The sequence below is a fragment of the Halalkalibacter alkalisediminis genome (assembly GCF_028610705.1).
In the GTDB taxonomy this organism is placed as follows: domain Bacteria; phylum Bacillota; class Bacilli; order Bacillales; family Bacillaceae_D; genus Halalkalibacter; species Halalkalibacter alkalisediminis.
On the sequence record NZ_JAQQWT010000005.1, the window covers coordinates 304,346 to 325,554 of the forward strand.

The 21,209-nt window shown below is 38.3% G+C and carries 19 protein-coding genes and 5 tRNA genes; all 24 read right to left on the reverse strand.

The genetic code is table 11. The annotated features are described in order from the left end of the window. A partial coding sequence (locus tag PQ474_RS10445; protein ID WP_273842721.1) for a hypothetical protein occupies window positions 1-1,511 on the reverse strand: 1,511 nt, incomplete at its 3' end. Continuing rightward, window positions 1,508-2,413, reverse strand: a complete 906-nt coding sequence (locus PQ474_RS10450) for a hypothetical protein (protein ID WP_273842724.1) — start codon at window positions 2,411-2,413, stop codon at window positions 1,508-1,510. The genes PQ474_RS10450 and PQ474_RS10445, both read right to left, overlap by 4 nt. Window positions 2,414-2,466: 53 nt before the next feature. Continuing rightward, window positions 2,467-3,375 (reverse strand): hypothetical protein, encoded by a 909-nt coding sequence (locus PQ474_RS10455; RefSeq protein WP_273842726.1) that lies wholly within the window; start codon window positions 3,373-3,375, stop codon window positions 2,467-2,469. Between the two features lie 29 nt (window positions 3,376-3,404). After that, window positions 3,405-4,298: a type II secretion system F family protein gene (locus tag PQ474_RS10460; protein ID WP_273842729.1), complete on the reverse strand. Its 894-nt coding sequence runs from the start codon at window positions 4,296-4,298 to the stop codon at window positions 3,405-3,407. Window positions 4,299-4,308: 10 nt separating this feature from the next. Continuing rightward, window positions 4,309-5,229, reverse strand: coding sequence for a type II secretion system F family protein (locus PQ474_RS10465; protein WP_273842732.1), 921 nt, complete (start codon window positions 5,227-5,229; stop codon window positions 4,309-4,311). Then, window positions 5,226-6,611, reverse strand: a complete 1,386-nt coding sequence (locus PQ474_RS10470) for a TadA family conjugal transfer-associated ATPase (protein ID WP_273842735.1) — start codon at window positions 6,609-6,611, stop codon at window positions 5,226-5,228. The genes PQ474_RS10465 and PQ474_RS10470 overlap by 4 nt, the downstream gene beginning before the upstream one ends. Beyond that, complete coding sequence (locus PQ474_RS10475; RefSeq protein ID WP_273842737.1) at window positions 6,608-7,858, reverse strand: CpaE/TadZ family protein; 1,251 nt, start codon at window positions 7,856-7,858, stop codon at window positions 6,608-6,610. Before PQ474_RS10475 ends, PQ474_RS10470 begins: the two co-directional genes overlap by 4 nt. A gap of 166 nt (window positions 7,859-8,024) precedes the next feature. Next, complete coding sequence (gene cpaB, locus PQ474_RS10480; RefSeq protein ID WP_273842739.1) at window positions 8,025-8,744, reverse strand: Flp pilus assembly protein CpaB; 720 nt, start codon at window positions 8,742-8,744, stop codon at window positions 8,025-8,027. Window positions 8,745-8,837: 93 nt separating this feature from the next. Beyond that, entirely contained in the window at window positions 8,838-9,185 is a 348-nt protein-coding gene (locus PQ474_RS10485) for a hypothetical protein (RefSeq protein ID WP_273842741.1), read from the reverse strand. 186 nt (window positions 9,186-9,371) lie between these two features. Next, a complete protein-coding gene (gene rlmH / locus PQ474_RS10490) occupies window positions 9,372-9,851 on the reverse strand; it encodes a 23S rRNA (pseudouridine(1915)-N(3))-methyltransferase RlmH (protein WP_273842743.1) in 480 nt (159 codons plus the stop codon). A gap of 65 nt (window positions 9,852-9,916) precedes the next feature. Further along, on the reverse strand, window positions 9,917-10,078 hold the full coding sequence (locus tag PQ474_RS10495; protein WP_273842745.1) for a CxxH/CxxC protein: 162 nt from the start codon (window positions 10,076-10,078) through the stop codon (window positions 9,917-9,919). Window positions 10,079-10,189: 111 nt separating this feature from the next. Continuing rightward, window positions 10,190-11,419, reverse strand: coding sequence for a S1C family serine protease (locus PQ474_RS10500; RefSeq protein ID WP_273842747.1), 1,230 nt, complete (start codon window positions 11,417-11,419; stop codon window positions 10,190-10,192). A gap of 474 nt (window positions 11,420-11,893) precedes the next feature. Beyond that, window positions 11,894-12,691 (reverse strand): MBL fold metallo-hydrolase, encoded by a 798-nt coding sequence (locus tag PQ474_RS10505; RefSeq protein ID WP_273842749.1) that lies wholly within the window; start codon window positions 12,689-12,691, stop codon window positions 11,894-11,896. 54 nt (window positions 12,692-12,745) lie between these two features. Beyond that, window positions 12,746-13,519 (reverse strand): two-component system regulatory protein YycI, encoded by a 774-nt coding sequence (locus PQ474_RS10510; protein ID WP_273842752.1) that lies wholly within the window; start codon window positions 13,517-13,519, stop codon window positions 12,746-12,748. After that, window positions 13,506-14,849, reverse strand: a complete 1,344-nt coding sequence (locus tag PQ474_RS10515; protein WP_273842754.1) for a YycH family regulatory protein — start codon at window positions 14,847-14,849, stop codon at window positions 13,506-13,508. The genes PQ474_RS10510 and PQ474_RS10515 overlap by 14 nt, the downstream gene beginning before the upstream one ends. Further along, window positions 14,839-16,665: a cell wall metabolism sensor histidine kinase WalK gene (gene walK, locus PQ474_RS10520; RefSeq protein WP_273842756.1), complete on the reverse strand. Its 1,827-nt coding sequence runs from the start codon at window positions 16,663-16,665 to the stop codon at window positions 14,839-14,841. Before walK ends, PQ474_RS10515 begins: the two co-directional genes overlap by 11 nt. Beyond that, the gene (gene yycF, locus PQ474_RS10525) at window positions 16,665-17,378 is read right to left on the reverse strand and encodes a response regulator YycF (protein WP_273842758.1); all 714 of its coding nucleotides are present in this window, start codon (window positions 17,376-17,378) and stop codon (window positions 16,665-16,667) included. The genes walK and yycF overlap by 1 nt, the downstream gene beginning before the upstream one ends. A gap of 188 nt (window positions 17,379-17,566) precedes the next feature. After that, window positions 17,567-19,000, reverse strand: a complete 1,434-nt coding sequence (locus tag PQ474_RS10530) for a peptidoglycan DD-metalloendopeptidase family protein (RefSeq protein WP_273842761.1) — start codon at window positions 18,998-19,000, stop codon at window positions 17,567-17,569. 256 nt (window positions 19,001-19,256) lie between these two features. Then, window positions 19,257-19,329, reverse strand: a tRNA-Thr gene (locus tag PQ474_RS10535). A 5-nt stretch (window positions 19,330-19,334) separates the two neighbouring features. Further along, a tRNA-Phe gene (locus tag PQ474_RS10540) sits at window positions 19,335-19,410 on the reverse strand. 17 nt (window positions 19,411-19,427) lie between these two features. Further along, window positions 19,428-19,504 (reverse strand) — tRNA-Asp (locus PQ474_RS10545). A 19-nt stretch (window positions 19,505-19,523) separates the two neighbouring features. After that, window positions 19,524-19,598: transfer RNA gene (locus PQ474_RS10550), tRNA-Glu, on the reverse strand. Between the two features lie 14 nt (window positions 19,599-19,612). Continuing rightward, a tRNA-Lys gene (locus PQ474_RS10555) sits at window positions 19,613-19,688 on the reverse strand. A 202-nt stretch (window positions 19,689-19,890) separates the two neighbouring features. Beyond that, entirely contained in the window at window positions 19,891-21,177 is a 1,287-nt protein-coding gene (locus PQ474_RS10560; RefSeq protein ID WP_273842764.1) for an adenylosuccinate synthase, read from the reverse strand. Between the last annotated feature and the right edge of the window lie 32 nt (window positions 21,178-21,209).

The window sequence follows — 21,209 nt, forward strand, 5'->3', positions numbered from 1 at the left end:
TTTGCTGCAGCCGTAACTGTTTTCTTAGCAGCATTTTTTACAGAACTTGTTACTTTTTTTGCTGCAGCTACTGTTTTCTTAGCAGCGCTTTTTACGGTATTTGTTACTTTTTTCGCTGCCGCTACTGTTTTCTTAGCAGCACTTTTTACGGTACTTGTTACTTTTTTCGCTGCCGCTACTGTTTTCTTAGCAGCACTTTTTACGGTACTTGTTACTTTTTTCGCTGCTGCGGTAACTGTTTTCTTAGCAGCGCTTTTTACGAAATTTGTTACCTTTTTAGCAGCAGTACTAATAGTCTTTTTAGCATTAGTTACAGCATTTTTCACTTTAACAATTAATTTCTTACCTTTGTCTACAGTATTTTTCGCAAATTGATAAGCTTTCTTTGCCGTATTTTTCACAGCTTTACCTGCTTTTGTTACGGTGCTTTTTGCTTTTGTTGCAGTTGCTTTTGCCTTGTTATACGTATTCTTAGCAGCTTGGTATGCTTTGCCCGCTGCTTTTTTTATTTTTGGCGCTAATGCAATACCAGTAACAACTGCTGCCCCAATACCTTTTTTCACAGTACTGGAGACGCTTTGGGTGATAGATTGATAGGTTTCCTTTGCTTTCTTTCCTATTGAGGTTGCTTTAGAGGCAATCCATCCTCCTGCCGCTTTTGCCCAACGACCAAGTGGCTCTTTATACTTGATTATTAAAGCAGTTGCCCCTGTTGCTAATGCACCTACTGCTAGTAGAGGTGCTGCAGCGGTTCCTGCTGCTAATAATGCTCCAACTACTAACACATTCGAAACACCTGACAAGATTTTCTCTGATAAATCATATCCATTTTTAGTTCGATCTTTGGCCACTTGCCCTGCTTCTGCAAAATCTAATCCAGCACCAACTACTGCAAGGGGAGCAAAGATTTTATTGAGAACTCCTAAACCTTTCACATGCTGTATAACATTACCACCAGTCATTCTCATGCTATCTAGGTAAGACATCCCTCCTAAACCAGTACTAATCGAGGTTTTTATGCCAGAATAAGTAGCCTTTGTTGTTTCCCAAAATTGTTTTGCGATATTAACATTAGAAGCTGCGTTAGAAGCATTTAAACCGTTATACGTGCTTTTGATTACAACACCTGCGTCTGTTGTTTTACCAGTAATGTCGCCTACATCCCCTACTAACAAGCTAACCTTTGATACTTTAGAGTCTGTACTCTCGGTTGCATCTCCAAGAACCTTAGCCACACCCGCAGTGATTAGGAAAGATCTATAGCCGACTGTTGGTTTAGTTCCCGATGTGTTATTCTCTAGATCTAACATTAGTTCGGTTTTGTTAATTAAACTATCCGCCGTTCCGGTTACTACTTTCACTCCAGTTAGTACGCTATCCAATTCATCATTTTTCTCATAACCTACTTGCGGCTTTTCGTTTTCAGCTGCCTGACCATATGAGATAAAAGGAGCTAAAAATGATAGCAAAAAGATGACTAATATGGAGTAACTCACCACTTTGAATTTCACTTTCTCACCTCCTTTCGGTATGCCCAATGCTTATGAAAATACTTGGTACTAATGTCTTCTACATAAGTGCCCCTATTTATGAAGGTTTGTAATTGAGCAATAATTTCTTCCGTTGTTTTTAAATTGTCTTGTAATTGAGAGCTAACTCTTGTACTTTTAATGGCTCCTTTGCTACCTTTAATTATTTGATAAATTAAAGTCACCTCAACAGAGAATTCCTTTAAATCAATATCCTTATCAATCGTTGCCCTATCTATAATCCAATTCATTACGTTGAACATTTCTTCATACTTCATCACTAGGAGTGTTCGTTGATTGGAGATAGTAAAAAACTGATTGGCTATCTCTTTCACCGTTTCAATCTCCTCTACGAACATGGGTTGGTGTTCTTCAATTTCTTTCAACAGAGGAAACAGCTTCCTTGCAAGTAAATCTCCCTCTTTATTTGTTAGATGAGCTAGAACTAAAAACTGATAAAACGAGTTAAAAATTTCATCGTAATATTCAGTTGGTTTCTTAAAAACTCGTAATACTGGCTTTACTCTTCTGATGATTTCCTCATAAGAATCAATAAGTGCATAAAAATAAGCAGGATCTTCTAATCTTGAATTTTCGATATGCCCTTTTGCCATGTAAATCATCGAGAGGGTAGAAAAGGCAAAATAAATCCTCTTGGAAAGTTGCTCATCCTTCAAAACCTCTAGATTTTCATCCACAATCATACAGTTCAATGTATTATAATCCTGAACTTTCCCGTACCACGTTTTCTTCACCGTTCCTACTAGTCGATATGACTTGTTTCCAAGTAGTAATACTGCTGACATTACTAGTTTTTGGTTGAATCTCTCGTTAAAAATTGCGCTGTAGACGGATTCAGCTTGTTTTAAAACTGGATATCCCACATTTTCTACTCCTATTGTTTATACTTTGGATAACTATCAATTTAAAGGCTGTTTTAAGTTCTCACTTCTTTTCGAAAAGTCCAGTGCTTCTCAAATTGCTTGGAACTGATATCTTCTACATAGGTTCCTCTATTTTCATAGAACTGGAAGTGAGCGATAATTTCGTCGGTCTTTTTTAACTGAGATTGGAGGGCAGAGCTTACTCTTGTATCTTGAATGGCACCTTTACTTCCCTTTATGATTTGATACATCAACTTGATTTCAGCTGAGAAGTCTTTAAGGTCAATATCCTTTTCTATGTTGCTTCGGTCTAAAATCCATTTCATCACATGAAATACTTCTTCATTTCTTAGTACTAGTAGCGTTCGTTGATTTGTTAATTGAAAGAAGCGGTTAGCTATTTCTCTTATTTCTTCAATTTCTTCCACTTCCATTGGCTTTTGCGCTTCAATTTCCTCCAATAAGGGAAAAAGCTCTCTCGAAAGTGTATCTGCTTCTATATTTATTTGATGAGCAGCAACTAAAAAATCGTAAAAGGAAGAAAATCTTTCTTCATAATATTCCTTTGGTTTTTTGTAAAAAACTTTTAATATAGGTCTGACTCTCGCTATGATTTCCTCATATTTATGAATCACTGGGTTAAAAAAGAAAGGATCCTCTAATCTCGAATTGGAAATATGCACCCTAGCTAAATAAATCATGGAAAGAGTGGAGAAGGCGAAATAAATTCTTTTGGAAAGTTGCTCATCCTTCACAACCTCTAGATTTTCATCCACAATCATACAGTTCAATGTATTATAATCTCGAACTTTTCCGAACCATGTTTTATTCACCGTTCCTACCAGTCGATATGACTTGTTTCCAAGTAATAAGTTTGTTGACATTACTAGCTTTTGATTAAATTTCTCTTGAAGAAGTGCCCTATAGCTTGAATCAGCTTCTATTAAAACTGGATAACCCACACTTTTCACTCCTCACGTTTATACTTACGTTAACTAACAATAAATTTAAAAAGCTCTAGCATAACAGGCCCTAAAATAAATACTACCGTTGCCGGAAAGGCAAGTAACAAAAGAGGAAAAAATAACTTCATGGAAGCCTCTGCTCCTAATTGCTGTGCTTTCTTTTTTCGATATTCCCATGTTTCTTTTGCTTGGTCTCGAAGTAATAAAGTTACCCCTGATGCTCCTCTTTCTGTTGCCTGATTGATAACCGCTACAAATCTACTTAACTCATCTACCTGACAACGATCTGCCATCTCTTCTAATGCATCCGCCTGAGACAATCCTACTGTGATTTTATGAAGAGTAAACTCTAGTTCTACTGACAGAACTCCATTTTTTCGTTTTGTTACTTCCTTGATCGCAGGAAGGAGGTTCAAGCCAGCCTCACACATAATAGCAATTGCATTAACATAGTGTGGAAGCTCCTTTCGAATGGTATCTTTTCTTTTTTTCACCTGCGTGTTTAACCAATAATCCGGAACAATATAGGCGATTGCAGGAAGAAGAATGCTAAAGAGATAAAACAATCCTTCATCATTGGAGAGTGCCAATAAAAAATAAAAGATAAAAACGACAACTGGTAAAAGAATTTTAGACGAAATAATATCCAGTGAGTTCCACTTTTCTTGTAGCCCCGCTTGTATTATTTTCTCTTCATATTCTTTTCGCTTTTTGAAACTAATTTTAATTGGAGAACGAATTAAAAAAGTAGAAAACGATCGTAATAGCCGTTGAATAGGACGAATATTAGGACCTGCTGCCCCTCCTATCGCAACTGGTAAAGCAATAGCCTTTTTTAATGTCGACTCTTTCATCATCTCTTTTGGCAGTAATAGGACCACCGTTAACAGGAACACGAAAATGGAAATAGTTATGAGCATGGAAGTTCTCCTATATTTCGATAGTTGTAATAGCCTTCGCCAGGAAGTAATTCACGATTAACATGAGTGATGCGATAAATAATAGGGAAGTGCCCACCCATGATTGGTACATAGGAGTTAAGTAGGCTGGGTTAAATAGCATAATTAATACAACAAGAACGATCGGGAAAAAGGTAAGAATTTTAGCTTCCATTTTCTTTTGAGCTGTTGCTAGTTTTATTTCTTGCTGTACATTAATTTTGTCCGTAATCATACTGGTTATATTTTCGATCACTTCTGTTAAATTTCCACCTTTGCTCTTTGTAATTAATGTGCCATCAATAAACTGCTGAACTTCTTCGTAAGAGTTTCTCTCTTTAAACTTTTCTAGTGTATCCTCCACAGACACACCAAATTGAAAGTCGCGATTTACTCGTTCAAGCTCCAATAGAATCGGCTTTAGTTTTTGTTTATCTAGCTGCTTTTTCATATCTACATAGCACCTTGAAAATGCTGTTTGTAGGGAGCTTCCTGCCTTTAAAGAACTAGAAATAGATAACATCGCATCCCGAAACTGTAAAATAAATGCCTGATCATGCTTTTCTTTTCTTCGCTTATGTACCACCCTTGGATATAACAAACCTAAACCGCCAGTCAGAATGGCAAAAAGGATGTTTTGGAAAAATAGGTACCCTATTGCCACACAAAATAGAGAAAGAAAAAGAGTGGCCCATACACTTAATTTTGTATTTTCTCCTGATGGAAACAGCTTTTGCTTTAGTGTCCCAACAACAGATTTCTTTCCTTTGTCTAATCCTTGTAATCCATAAAAATAATTTGTTAAGATTTTCTTTCTCGGCAAATCTCCTAATAGTAGAAGCTGCAATAACTCTACAAACGATCGACAGATAACATAAATGGAAATTAAGATAAAAATATATGTGAAAATCATAGCTTTACCCCATGCTCCAGTAATAGAAAATGATTTATAGGCTGCGAGACACCAAGAGAGTCCCACTTTTCTGTTTGAACTATGCTGGTTGCAACAGGTTCAAGACTTCCTTTTATAGAGCCGTCTGCGTATGTTCCATACGTTTTCCACTTGAAAAGGTCTGTACATTCCACTTCTCCATTGCTTACTCCTTTTACTTCGGAAATTTGAATAACTTTTCTACTGCCATCTCTCATCCTACCTAACTGCACGATAAACTCTACGGCAGAGGCAATTTGACGACGAATCGCTGGTAATGGCAACTCCAAACCAGACATTAATACCATTGTTTCTAAACGGGACAACATATCGTGTGAGGAGTTAGCGTGCCCTGTTGTTAAGGAACCGTCATGACCGGTATTCATTGCTTGAAGCATATCAAGTGCCTCTCCACCACGCACCTCTCCTACGATAATACGGTCAGGTCTCATACGGAGAGCGGTTCGAACTAAATCCCGAATGGATATAGCTCCTTTGTTTTCCATATTTGGTGATCTTGTTTCTAATCGCACAAGGTTTTCAATATGATTTACTTTTAATTCTGCTGCATCTTCTACCGTGATAATCCGCTCACGAGCTGGAACAAACATACTTAATGCGTTGAGAAAGGTTGTTTTTCCAGAACCTGTTCCGCCAGAAACGACTATGTTATATCTTGCTTTCACTAGTGTTTCCAACCATTCTGCCACTTCATGCGTGAGAGCTCCTAGGCTTATAAGCTGGTCCATCGTATATGGATTTTCTGGAAACTTACGAATCGTAATGATCGGCCCCTCTAACGAAATTGGCCGGATAACCGCATTCACACGAGATCCATCAGGCAATCTAGCATCCACAATCGGATCACTTTCATCTATTTTTCTATTAATGGGAGCTACAATTTTCTCGATTAAGTTTAGTAGGTCTTTTTCCTGTTCAAATACTAGTGGTATTCCATTTTCCGATAATGCCCTTGTTAATCGACCGTTTTTCTCGATAAAAATATTGTCTTTTCCATTTATCATAATTTCTGTAATGCAGGGATCTTTTAAAAACGGGTCAATTACCCCAAATCCGGTTAGTGCTTGAATAAGGTCTTCGATGATTGCCTGCTTCTCATCCACACTTAATAATAAGTGTGAGTAATCCCCTTCTGTTGCATAGTCTACTTGTTTACGTACCATCGTTCTTATTTTTGGTTCATTAGTGAAAAGATTTTGATCTTCACGAAATGCTTCTAAAATCACTTGTTTCACCGCAGTTTTTAGTTGAGCTAGCACTTCAGTTGATTGGGTAGAACTCTTTTCAGGTTGTTCTTTTTGGTATGTATTCTGTTTTAATTTAATGGCATCTTCTATTCTCATACTTGAACACCTCGTCGCTTAAATCGACTTTTCTTTATTCCCAACTCTTTGTCGGTAAAGACTGGATGTATAAGATGAGCAATTCGTTTAAAATGCTTATGTATCTTCAAATTAGGCTTGCTCGTTAGCAAAACACCTCTATTTACATAATGCTGAAGCTGAGATTCTAAATCTGGGATAGTTTCTGCTACCGTACAGGAAAGCAATTCTTCTACCTCTGATTCTTTAATAGAATAGGTAGGGTGAAATTTATTCAAAAGTAGGTATTGCGTTTGAAAAGGATGCTGAATTTGCTGTAAAAAATCTTTAGATGTAAACAGTTGCCAATTTACTACCACATCTGTCCCGGTTAACAAAAAGAGATCTGTTGCCCAACTTAATAAAGAAATATTCTTTGGTGAGATTTCGGAAGATGTATCACAGATAATCGTGTCAAAATCTAGTCGTTGAATGATTTCCAATAATTGATCGGTCATGGAGAGCGTTAAGTTCGCCATTTTAAAATGAGAAGCAGCTGCCAATACAGACACGTATGTTTCAGGAAGTAGTTCTACTTGGCTGATTGCTTGTTCTACCGCTTGTTGAATATCCGCTTCTTCTTTAATTCCTTGCTCTAACATCCCGACAACTTCTCCAAGATTGTTCGACTTCGGTGTTTGAAAAACAACAGACAAGCTACCAAACTGAGAAAAATCTACTAGCAAAACTTTTTGCCCTTTCATACTTAAGTGACAAGCAGTGTTAACAGAAACTAACGTTTTTCCGCTACCACCCTTCGTTGAATAAAAGACCACACGCTTTTGCTTATGTATTTTTTTGATAGATTCCCGATTGCCTGCTTGGTCCGTCAACTTTTTTTGAAAGTAGAATAGAATAAGCTGCTGAGTTATTTGAGGAAAGGAGGAATATTTATAAACATATTGAACATCAATATCTGGTTGAACGGGTAGAGGGGTGGACGGGTTTTCTGTAAGAATTAAGACCTTTTGTATTCCTTTTGACAAGCACACAGTTGATAAGGAGTTAAGCTCGGTACTATCCTCTAGTTCTAAAAGGAGGATATCCACCTTATCTGGTGAATAGTGAAAAGCATCAAGCGTGTGCCCTCCATCTAGTAAAACTAGGTTGCGAGTAGCATTGGTATAGTAGTCAATAACATCCTTTTTATAATTCATGTCATTGCTGACAAGGGAGACGGTTAGTTTCTTATTTTGAATGCCTGGAATTATATAATTGTAGTTTTCCATTTTTCTACTCCTGTGTGTATTTTGGGCTTTTAAAAGCATAAGGGGTGCTTCCTCAAGTGCTTAATAAGACTCCCCGGGAAGAGATAAGCCTCTCATCCGCGTGGGCAATGTCTTCCAATAGTTTTTATGTATAATACTTAGGATGAACAAATACAGATAAGCAAGATTAGTGTAGAGAATCTTCCTTTACTGGAATAACATTTTCTTTCTCACCGTTCCAAGGGTTTAGGATAAGATCAATATTTCCTTGGCGTTTTGCTAGTGTTAACACAACAGCTTCTTGTGGTGTGACGAGTAGCGTAACATGTTGAACTACACCTGCTTTACTTGTCATCCCTCTGTCTAGCTGGAGGTGCTCAATATCAAACACTTCTACTTGTTGAAGTATCATCTTCGCAGAGGAGTTGGTTGTTTCATTTTTGGTGCTAAAAATAATATCCACCCAGTCGCCTTTTTCGAGCGTGTTGTTAATACTACCTTGAGGATCTAAAGCTACAGTAAGTAAACGTCTGTCTTTTGGAATGAAATAAGTTACATCCACTTGGCCATTGGCTCTTAAATATAGATGTCTCTGTTCTGGGAAAATGAGTAGTTCTGGATTCAGTTCGACCGGCTGATCCTTTTTAATTTCCTTTAAGGCAATTCCTCCAGCAAGGGCACTCATATCATCCGTCGGTCTTTTTAGTATAGTATTAGCTGCATTAATCTCGATTTCTACTAATCTCAATTTATCAGTAGTGATCTCAGTGTGGGCCGGAATATCCTCAGCTGCCACCACTACCTTTACTGTTTGCTGTAACGAATCTAAATAAGAATAGATGGAATAGGCTATGGCAATAGCACTAATAACAATTAAAAGCAGTCGCCATCCTAATCGTAAAGCCATGTTAACTCCTCCATATATAAGGTTGAAATACAAATAATTACATTTTATATTGAATATACTACCAAAAAAAGAGAGAGTCAATATTACTTCCAACTAATCTATTAGACCGAACTCTTCTTTCATCAATTGCTGATAAGCATTTAAGTGGGCAACGATCTCACTTTTTTTCGCAACCTTTTTCCCTACCTCTATCTCTACCGCCGAAAAAGGAGGAGCAAGCTTATCCATTAATGTTTCATGGACAAGTAAAAGCTTTTCTATTTGTTCTATAAATTCATCGCGCTTGTCCTCAAGTGGTAACCCCTTGTTTAAGTACGTTAATAAATGGTCTATCACACGATCAATAATTATCCCTTCGCACACGGTCATCAACTGAGGAACTTTTACCGGATTTGTACGTCTAACCTCAATTACCACATGGAGACCGACTACTGTAATCACTAATCTAATCTCCTTCCTATTGGCTACAAATAATCTATAAGAAAATAATTGTTTTTTTTAAGTAACCATAAAAAAAGACAAGCTCTTTTTCAACTTGTCTTCTCAACGCAGTTTACCTAGAATATTTATAACTTAATTCTCTTAGTTTATCTATATGTACTGTAAATTTTATTTTCCTGTTTACCATCACTTGTGGTACGGTTCACCCCGAATAATCCGAAACGCCCTATAAACCTGCTCCACCAACACCAACTTCATCAACTGGTGTGGAAACGTCATCTTCGAAAAGGACAAACTCTCATTTGCCCTCTTCATCACAGCATCACTTAACCCCAGTGACCCACCAATTACAAAAGCAATCTTACTTTTTCCATACGTAGCTAGTTTATCAATGGTATCTGCTAATTGCTCTGACGTCAGCATTTTCCCTTCTATTGCAAGGGCAATCACATGCGCATCTGGATGCAATTTGGCAAGGATGCGCTCTCCCTCTTTGTCTTTGATTTGGAGCATTTCGGCTTCACTTGCTTGTTCGGGTGCTTTTTCATCGGCTACTTCGATCATGTCGATTTTCGCATATGCACTTAATCGTTTTGTGTATTCTTCTATACCTTGCTTTAAATATTTTTCTTTTAATTTCCCCACTGTTACGATTTGGATATTCACAATGTGTATAACCTCCTATAATCTTATCCACAGCAGTTATCCACATATCAACAGTGTGGATTATTTTATGGGTTTACACTGTAGATGGCTTCGTTTTCACAAAAACTGCAAGTTGTGGATAAGTTATCGTTATTTGCTTCTACTTTATCAACAATCGGTGCTGCTTCTTGCTCGTCCACTGTCATATCAATGGCTAATTCAATATGTTCATTACATGCTAAGTACATTTATAATCGCCCTTTCGTTTTTAGCTTATCTATTATATCATACCCATTTATCGGGCTGTGGATAAAAGTAATCAACAAAAAAGAAGCAGCATCTATTGCTGCTTCCTTCTATTAAAAACTTTGTTGCTCAGCTAATTGCATTTTCACGGTTTCACGCGCTCCATTGCGGTAAAACGTTACATCGATCTCGTCACCAATCTTCACTTCGGTATATAAGTATTTTCGTAAATCATGGCTGTCATTGATCTCTTCGCCATTTATTTCAATAATCACGTCATAGTCTTGTAAGCCTGCGCGATCGGCTGGAGAAGTTGGTGAAACGCTTGTAATAACGACTCCGCCTTTAATATCTTCAGGAAGCTTCAACGTTTCTTGCCAGTAAGCACTTGGAATTTCAGCTAACGAGCGAATACCTACACCCATTTGTGGTCGTCTTACTTCACCAATGCTTTCTAGATCTTCAATCACAGGAATGGCAATTTCCGTTGGAATCGCAAAGCCGATTCCTTCCACTGAGCTTTGAGCAATTTTCATCGAGTTAATCCCAATGACTTGGCCCTCAATATTGACGAGAGCTCCACCGCTGTTCCCAGGGTTAATTGCTGCATCTGTTTGGATAACTTCTGCATACCAATCAATTTGGCCATTGCCCGTTAAGTCAATGGGAATGCTTCGTTCTGTTGCACTAATAATCCCTTGTGTTACCGTACTAGAGAAGCGAAGTCCAAGTGGATTTCCAATGGCTAGAGCCGGTTCGCCTACACGTAGCCCATCCGAACTTCCAAACTCAGCGACTACATTAATATCGCTGCCATCAATCTCTAGGACCGCTAGATCGGTAATGACATCACTCCCAAGCAGTTTTGCTGGAATCCGTGTACCATCAGCAAGACTAACCTCAATTTCATTAGCACGCTCAATAACGTGATGGTTCGTCACGACATATGCACGGTCCCCACTTTTTTTGTAAATCACACCTGAACCTGTGCCTTCATTCCCCTCTTGTGAGAAGAAGTTTGACTGCTGCATATTAATGACACCGACTACAGCGTCTGATACTTTATCTACAGCTTGTGTAACATTAGAATTCACATCATAATTAATCGTTTGAGAAAGTCCCTCTTGCGGCGAATCGATTTCAGCAATTCCTGAAATCTCACTTTCATTACTAATTTGATAAGATAATAGTCCAATATTCGAAAGAAGTGGAATAGATAATAAAACGACTAATCCACCTACTACTGCTCCGATAAAAGCAGCTAGGCCTGATCCTCCACGATTGGGACCACCACGTCGACTGACTGTTTCTGTTTCTGCAACATGCTCATCATAGTATCCCATAATAATTGACACCATCCTTTTTTCTTTATCATGATCGGTTTAAAAAAGGGAAAAGCAATGAATTTGACTACTGTATTTTGGAACACAATAGCTTTACTTAAGTTAGGTTCTTCTTTGATTTTTATTATAATAATTATTTCATGAAATACTAGTCTCCTGCTCATTTTCCCTTTATTTTTGATACTTTTTATATAATTGCCAACAAACGTGACGCATAACCGTGTAAGCGCGCTTCTTCCATGATTTTTTCAAGATAAATGGTCTCTCCCACTATTACTGGAGGACATAAGATCCCTTATTTGGCAAAAAAGCACCGAAAAAGACTTGCTAATGAACAAGATAGCAAAACCTATGTCCGCCAACTTACGCACAACACTCTCTCCCCGACAGTGCACCCCAAACCAGCGCATCCCCCCTAAAAACACCAAAAAAGACCAAGCCCCCTCAAGGCTTGGTCTTCTCCTCATTCAACTCTTATGAAACAACAGCTAATGCAGTCGGCTGGTGGGGATCTGTATCATATAACTCAAATTGCTCTCCTACGGCCATTCCTTGCTCTTTAAGCACTTGTTCGACAGAAAGTCTAGCTAAGTCCTTCATATTGTTATCTAGGCTTAAATGAGCCAAATAAATGCGACTCGTCTTATCACCAATGCATTCAGATAGAGCTATGGCAGCATCTTCATTTGATACATGGCCGACGTCACTTAAAATGCGGCGCTTGATGCTCCATGGGTACTTGCCCATCCGTAACATATTTGTGTCATGATTGGATTCAAAAATAAACATATCTGCACCTTTAATTGTGCCTTTAATTCGATCACTCACATAGCCCATATCCGTTGCTAAAACTAATTTTTTTCCTTCATGATGAAAAGAGAAAAACATGGGCTCCGCTGCGTCATGTGAAACACCGAATGATTCAACATCAAGATTTCCAAACGATTTTACCTCACCTGTTTCAAACACAAACTTTTGCTCATTCGATAGATTGCCGAGATGGCTATCCATTGCTTGCCATGTTTTCTCATTCGCATAAACAGGGAGTTTGTGTTTTCTTGCAAAAATGCCGACTCCCTTTATATGATCAGAATGTTCATGGCTAACCAAAATACCAGTTAGTTCCTTTGGATCTCGGTTAATTGTTTGAAAAAGCTCGTCCATTTTCTTCCCACTCAAACCTGCATCTATTAATAAACGCTGCTGTTCCGTTTCTACATAAACGGCGTTACCGGTACTTCCACTTGCGAGTACACTAAAGCGTAATGTCATATCATATTCATTCCTCTCTACTAATCAGTGGGTTAACGAAAATCTTAACCACCCTTAGGTAAGCTGCTGCACGGTTCCTCCGGTTGCATGTACAAGATAGATTTCACCATCTACGGTTACTCGCCACATCGGTGCGAACACTTGAACATCGCCGGTTGGACTGAAGAAACTATAATAACCAAACTGCACATTCGTAATCGTCTGGTTCATCCGTACTAATTGATCATTGAGTAAAATCTCAATGGCTTTTAAGCTCGACAAAATTTCACGATCTTCGCCTTCTTGTTCTTCAAACTGAAAAAATCTTTGTTGATAACTAATCACTCGTTGTTGGTCATCAAGATGTAAAATCAATGGTTGATCCTCAAATGTATAAGCGGTTTTCTCCTGGTAAACTTGATACAAATACACTCTATTTTCATCAGAGTCATAGTCACCTAAACGATAGTCATCTCCTTCAAAAATATAAGTCGATAGAAACGTTTCAAGGGGCGCTGCTCCTTGTTCTCGAGGCAACTCAAATGGTTCATCAAGCACAGATAACACCGTATGCTCATCTACTAATTCAGGATCTTGTTCTTCAAGAGATGGAAGCTGATCAATCGGTAATGGAAGTAGCTTGCCAATAACAAGCAAACCAGAGACATCTTCTTCTGGCAATTCATTTTCAATTGTCACATTATTTTCTCTTAAAACTTCTTGAATGGTCGCTTCTGTAATCATACTAATTTGATTAACATTATGAGTTTCAATCAATTGCCACGTTAAGAACACATTGATAAATAAGAAGGTAATAATGAAGATCGTTTTTGTTTTACTCCAATCCATTAGTACCACCTTCCTCGAACGTCACTTTTTGCCAACGATTGCCGTAAAGGGCAAACCAATGTGGCTCAATCGTGACAAAAGACGTCGTTCTCGTGACCATCTCGTAGCCAACGACTAATTTATTTAAACGCTCAGGGTCAAAGAATTCTTGTTCATTTAAATGCTCGAGCACTTCTTCTCCAGAAGGTAAGTCAACTCGCTCACTTACATCAATCGGAGCATTATCTAACTCGAAAAGTGGCCTGATGTAATTCACAACTTGATTGCCTGACCTACTAATATGAAGAGACATGGAACCTTGCCCTTCAAAGTTCAATACAGGATATCCATGTACATGAAGGAGAAACGATGCCTCATCTCGAAGGTCATTTGAGCTCCACTCAGCTAAAAGATAGTCATCGGACCAGCCTCCATGTCCGTTCACAAATTCATAACTGCCTTGCACAATATGCTTACTCGTTTTTTCTTGCGATTCAATGAAAACAGGATTAATGTATTCCATAAACAATCCGTTATTTTGCATGGTAATAATACGATTTCCATCCGTATAGGAATCTTCTCCATCTGATTGCTGATAGTACTTTACTGAACCGGGATCCGTAAAAAGCGTTTGTTTGTAAAACTCTGTTGATAAAGGTGATGTTTGAAATGATAGACGAGAAGCTTGAATTGGTTCAGTAGAAATGTAAATATCCGCACTAAGCTTCGTTGAATACGAAGATGATGGTTCAAGCACTGGTCTGACTTGTATCAATTCATCAAGAGGCTCTAAAAACAAACCGAGTTCAGCTGACGTGAGAGTCGTTCCCAACTCAATGACCCGCTCCTCCTCGATCGATAGAATTTGCATGTGAACATCTCCATTTGGACTTCCATACAAAAACAATCGATCAACCTCCGTTAAAGCTAACATAAACTCCTCTTCACTCTGTTCAAAAAGACTCAGGAATAGATCAACCGGAATCGCTGTTGGAAAAATTAACTCAACCCCACCTGTTTCAAGTTCTTTAGGAAAAGGGCCCGTTGCAAGTAGATCGATTTCGCTTAGATTGGAACGCAATAAGTTCTCATATATTTTCGTAAAACGTTCATCATGACTAGGGACCATCACATGCTCGTTGTTTTGATGAACGATCATTTGTTCAGGTTTGATCACATGCTTTAATTTACGCTCCTCGTATTCTGCAAGTAACGAGTCAGATGGGACATATCTCGCTGTATCATCAAGGAGGGCGATCTCCGGTTGAAAGGTATAAAGCTGCCAAGTTAACACAACACTTAACGCAATTAAGACAATCAGTATGGTCGATTTAATATGCTCATAGTTCATGCTCTCCCTCCTGATCATTTAAATAGGGTAGTGTAATGTTAATCGTCGTTCCTTTTCCGTACTCACCTTCTGCCCAGATTTCACCGTTATGCGCCTGGATAAGCTCTTTAGCGATGGCAAGTCCAAGGCCCGTACCACCGACGCTTCTTGCTCTTGCTTTGTCAACTCGGTAAAAGCGCTCAAAAATCTTTGTTTGACTCTCTGGTGGAATCCCCATTCCTTTATCTATTATGCTAATTTGCAGGAATTTTTCTTTTTGAAGCATTTGTATTTTAATGGCTTCACCTTCTGGCGAATACTTCATTGCATTTGAAATCACATTGTCTAACACTTGCATCAACTTGTCTGGAGCAATCTTTACATAAACAGGTGAATTCGCAATTTTTCTTTTGAAAGTAATATTCTTTTCGACAGCAATGATCTCAAATCGGTCAATAACATCATTCAAGAATGAACCCATGTTAACTAATTGATACGTAAATTTAGAGTCCTGACTATCAATTTTAGATAATTGTAATAAATCGTTAACGAGACGGATCATTCTTTCGGTTTCATTTTGTGTAACATTTAAAAATTTAGGTCCTAACTCTTTGTCATTCATGACTCCATCTTCTAATGCTTCTAAATAGCTCTTCATCGTTGTTAAAGGCGTTCTTAATTCATGAGAGACATTAGCCACAAACTCTCTTCGTTCTTGTTCAATTTTTTCTTTTTCAGTTACATCATGAACGACGGTAATTAATCCATTAATTGGACCATCCTCTTCTTGAATGACAGAGAATTTAGCTTCTAATAAGTACTCTTCTTCTTCACTACTTAAATCCAAAAGAAGTGAGTCAGGAAAACTAGCTAGATCCTCTAAAGAAAGGTTCTCTGGTAGGTTCAGAACGTCCGAAAGTAATTCGCCAAGAACTGAGTGATTCGGGATATTCAATAGCTCTTCAGCCCGTTTATTCATTAAAATGATGCCGCCATTTTTATCGCTAGCAATCACTCCATCTGTCATATGAGTTAAAACAGACTTTAACCGCTTTTGTTCACGATCACGAGTTAAGGTAGCATCCTGTAGTTTTAGTGTTAAATCATTAAAGGATGTCGCTAATTGCCCAATTTCATCTCCACTATATACCTTTACTTGCTTTGAAAAATCCCCACGCCCCATCCGCAATGCATGTCGACGCATATCAATGATCGGACCCGTTATCGTCCGCGCAAGAAGAATAACTAATATGACAGAGATCGCGAGTGCAATGAAGGTTCCACTTAGTAAAATGCTATTAATTTGCCTCATTTGTCCATAAATATCTTCCATCGATGCTTCAATGTACAGTGCACCAATCGTTTCATCATCTATTTTAATCGGTACAGCAAGAATTCGCATACGGTGTCCAGTTGTAGGATCTCGTAATACATCTTCTTCTGGTACCCCAAGCAGCGCTCGCTTCACACGGACTTCTGTGCTTTGTTGACCAACAATATGCCGATTTAATAGATTGGATGTACTAACGACGACACGGTTTTGGTCGATCACTTGCACTTCTGAATTATCGATAGAGAATAAATCTCTCAATATAGTGTTAAAATTGGTTGTAATCGCACTTCTGTCATCTTTGTTGTTGATCATTTCCTGGGCAAGGTTGTAAGCTAGCAAATTAGCTCGTTCATCAAGCATTTCAACGTAATTGGTGACCAACTGACTTTCAAGCTGCCTTGTAAAATAAACACCGATAATTTGCATGGCAATAAAAATAAGCAGGACATAAATAATAATAAGTTTGAACTGGATCGACTTAAAAAAGCCAACTTTATTTTCCATTAAGACTGCTCCTGTTGTTGTTCAGGTGAAGATAAATAGTACCCCACCCCTCTACGTGTAATGATCCAAATAGGGTAACTTGGATTATCTTCTACTTTTTCACGTAGCCTACGAACCGTAACATCCACTGTTCGAACGTCACCAAAATAGTCATACCCCCACACTGCTTGCAATAAATGCTCTCTAGTCATAACTTGATCTAAATGCTTCGCTAAGTAGTGAATTAATTCAAACTCACGATGAGTTAAATCAATCACCTCACCTCGACGTTTCACTTGGTAAGCTTCTGGATAAATCGTTAAATCTCCTACTGCAATTTCCTTTTGAGACGGCGTTTCTTCACCACTTGTTTTGTGCCGGCGGAGGTTAGCTTTCACCCTAGCCAGTAATTCTCTTGTGCTAAATGGTTTCGTTACATAGTCGTCCGCCCCTAACTCCAACCCAAGCACCTTATCAATCTCAGAATCCTTCGCTGTTAACATAATAATGGGTATATCATACTGCTTCCGAACCTCTCGGCAGACTTCCATTCCATCTTTATAAGGAAGCATAATATCTAGTAAAATAAGATCTGGTTCATGTTTTTTTACAAGGTCAATTGCCTCTAATCCATCATAAGCACATATCACATCATAACCTTCTTTTTCAAGGTTGAATTTCAATATATCTGCTATTGGTCTCTCATCATCTACAACTAAAATTCGTTTATCCATTAGGCAGATCTCTCCCGTTCTCTATTGTCTTACCTCACATTTTAACACATGTAGCCATCACACTGTCACCTTAGAAAACGCTAAAAATCGAGGATCACTCATAAGAAACTTTTCCCACCTAGTTGACACAGTTACCTGTACATACTAGGAAGCTAGAAACTTAATTTGAGTTACCCTCGATTTTTCTTTTATTTCAAATAGTGCATTGGATTTTTTAATTGACCATTTTCATATACTTCAAAGTGTAAATGGATACCTGTAGAATTCCCTGTAGCACCCATGACACCGATTTTCTGTCCTTTGGTTACTGTTTGTCCTACTTTAACATCAATGGACGCTAAATGCGCATACAACGTTTCCATCCCGTTATTGTGATTAATACGAACGAGGTTCCCATAACCACCTTGATAGCTTGCTGAAACGACCTTGCCGTTATCAGCTGCTAGAATATTATAATTGCTAGGTCTTGCAATATCAATTCCCTTATGGAATCTTCCCCAGCGATTGCCTTGATAACTGGAGATATACCCTCCAACAGCAGGCCATCCTAACTGGCCAGAACCACGAGACGGCATTTCCTTTGTCCCTTTTTTAATAATTTTCTTTACAGGCTCTTTTGTTACCTCTTCAGAAACGACTTCACGTTTGACTGTATTTCCATTTTTTTGAGTTGTTTCATATGTCGTTACTTGTGAGCCAGTCTGACCTTCTTGTGTGACTTTATTTTCGCCCTTCCACATCGAGTCATCCTCTTTTATTTCTGTTTCAAACGCAATTTCCTCTTCTACTTTACTGAGATGAGTGGAGAGAACTTCTACTAATGGCTGGTACGCTGTTACTTGTAGCTTTTGTCCAACACGAATGACACTATCAGCATTTAAATCTTGATTCAATTCTAATAACTTCGCTGTTGTTAAGTCGTGTGCACTTGCAATTGAGCCTAATACATCGCCTTCTTTTACTTGATATGGCTTTTCTTCAAGTACTCCCTTATTAAGCTTTTTAATGGCATCCTTTACTGATAGAATCTGATCAGGGGCAATCAAAGTGAGATCTTCTGTTATGTCTTCTGTTAAAGTAACATCTGTTACTAGCGTTTCTCCAACATCTAACGTACTTTCGTCTAAGCCTTCTAGAAATTGCTCATATCTTTTTTCATCCATATATTGTGTAATTAACAGTTCCATCACTTCTTTAACATCTTCTTCTGATGCTAAATAAACAGCTGGCTTTTCATTAATCATTAGAGCCATTGATTCTGCTTCAACTGTTAATTTATCTTGTAATGCCTCCAGTACATGCTCATCATCGTTTCCTTCTGTAAAAACAAATTCAGGAATAATCTTTACTTTCTCCGCAACTTGTAAAGTTAAGTCTGGAAAAAGTTCTCCTGATGTCTCAAGTAATTCATCCATATACGAGTAAACAGGTTGATCATCTAATAAGCTACCAATATGTTCGTTATTGATATATACATGATAAATGGTATGTACAGATGGTTTATTTTCAGCTGAAGCAAATGTCGCATATGCGCCAAACACAAAAGTTAGAAATAAGATAGCGATAGATGTTTGAAGATATTTATTTGGGGGTATCGAATTATAGAGAGAGCTTCTATTCATTTTTTCCTCCTACTAACACTACGATGAGCGTTAAATGAGCCAATCATTTTTAACATACTAGACTATCATCTTTTTTTACAATAGTCTCCAACCTTACTCATTCTAACATAATCTGCTAAGATATGACTCAATCTATCAAATTGATAATAGATTGATATTAGTTTGTAACATTGCTGTCATATTACTGGATATTTTAGGGGATTATGTCGTTTTAAACAAAATAAAAAATCCGCATGGAATTCCACACGGATTTGAGTGCCGGCCAGAGGACTTGAACCCCCAACCTACTGATTACAAGTCAGTTGCTCTACCAATTGAGCTAGGCCGGCAAAAATGGTGGCTCAGGACGGAATCGAACCGCCGACACATGGATTTTCAGTCCATTGCTCTACCGACTGAGCTACTGAGCCAACTTTTTAAATTAAAATGGCGGTCCGGACGGGACTCGAACCCGCGACCTCCTGCGTGACAGGCAGGCATTCTAACCAACTGAACTACCGGACCATTTTTATTTTTAAAAGTATGGTGACCCGTACGGGATTCGAACCCGTGTTACCGCCGTGAAAGGGCGGTGTCTTAACCGCTTGACCAACGGGCCACTTTGTAAAGAAATGGTGAGCCATGAAGGATTCGAACCTTCGACCCTCTGATTAAAAGTCAGATGCTCTACCAACTGAGCTAATGGCTCTTACTGTTTAAACTTCAATTAGCTCATATGATCTTAAACATTTTTGCTTTAATAATGAAGTTTTATAAGTTGCTTAGAAGCTTGTTTACCTCTTAGCGACAAGATTTATAATATCATAGCTATTCTCAAGATGCAAGCTTTTTTCAAATTTTTTTATAATAAAAAAGGAAGAGCGCAAGTGACTTGCACTCTTCTTCGTTCATTAAGCAAACACGCCACGAACTAAATTTGTTTGATTACGATCTGGTCCTACAGAGAAAATCGTTAATGGAATCCCTGATAATTGAGAAACACGCTCAATGTAATGACGAGCATTAACAGGAAGTTCATCTAGTGATTTCACTCCTGTAATGTCTTCTTCCCAACCAGGAAGCTCTTCAAAAACAGGTTCACACTCAGCAAGAATTTTAAGGCTAGCTGGGAAGTGCTCCATTACTTCGCCACGGTACTTATAAGCCGTACAAATTTTCAACGTTTTAATACCTGTAAGAACATCAATAGAATTCAAAGATAAATCAGTAATACCACTTACACGACGAGCATGACGAACCACTACACTATCAAACCAACCTACACGACGTGGGCGACCTGTCGTCGTACCGTATTCATTCCCTACTTCTCTGATTAAGTCGCCAATTTCATCATGTAACTCAGTTGGGAACGGACCGTCACCCACACGAGTTGTGTAAGCCTTTGAAACGCCAACAACATGATTGATTTTTGATGGACCTACACCAGAACCAATTGTTACCCCACCAGCGATCGGGTTAGATGAAGTAACAAATGGGTATGTACCTTGATCAATATCAAGCATAACCCCTTGAGCACCTTCAAATAGCACGCGACGACCTTCGTCTAACGCATCATTTAGGACAACAGATGTATCCGTCACATACTTAGCTACTTGTTGACCATATTCGAAGTATTCTTCAAGAATTTCTTCTTTTGTGAAGCCTTCTACTTCATAATACTTTTCAAACATGCGATTTTTCTCTTCTAAATTGCGCTCAAGTTTTTCTTCAAAAGTTTCTTTATCAAGTAGGTCAGCCATACGAATTCCAATTCGAGCTGCTTTATCCATATAAGCAGGGCCAATTCCCTTTTTCGTTGTACCAATTTTATTAGCACCTTTACGTTCTTCTTCAACGATATCTAGTTTTAGATGGTAAGGAAGAATAACATGTGCACGATTACTAATACGAAGATTGCTTGTATCGACATTACGTTCATGCAAATAAGCTAACTCTTCAACAAGCGCTTTAGGATCAATAACCATCCCATTTCCAATCACACACTCTTTATCTTTATAAAAAATCCCAGATGGAATTAAGTGAAGCTTGTATTTCTCTCCACCGAATACGATGGTATGGCCTGCATTATTTCCACCTTGGTAACGAGCAACGACCTCTGCTTTTTCAGAAAGATAATCTGTAATCTTTCCTTTTCCTTCATCGCCCCATTGTGTACCCACAACAACAACTGATGACATGTGATGCACCTCCACATTAACTACTTATAGCT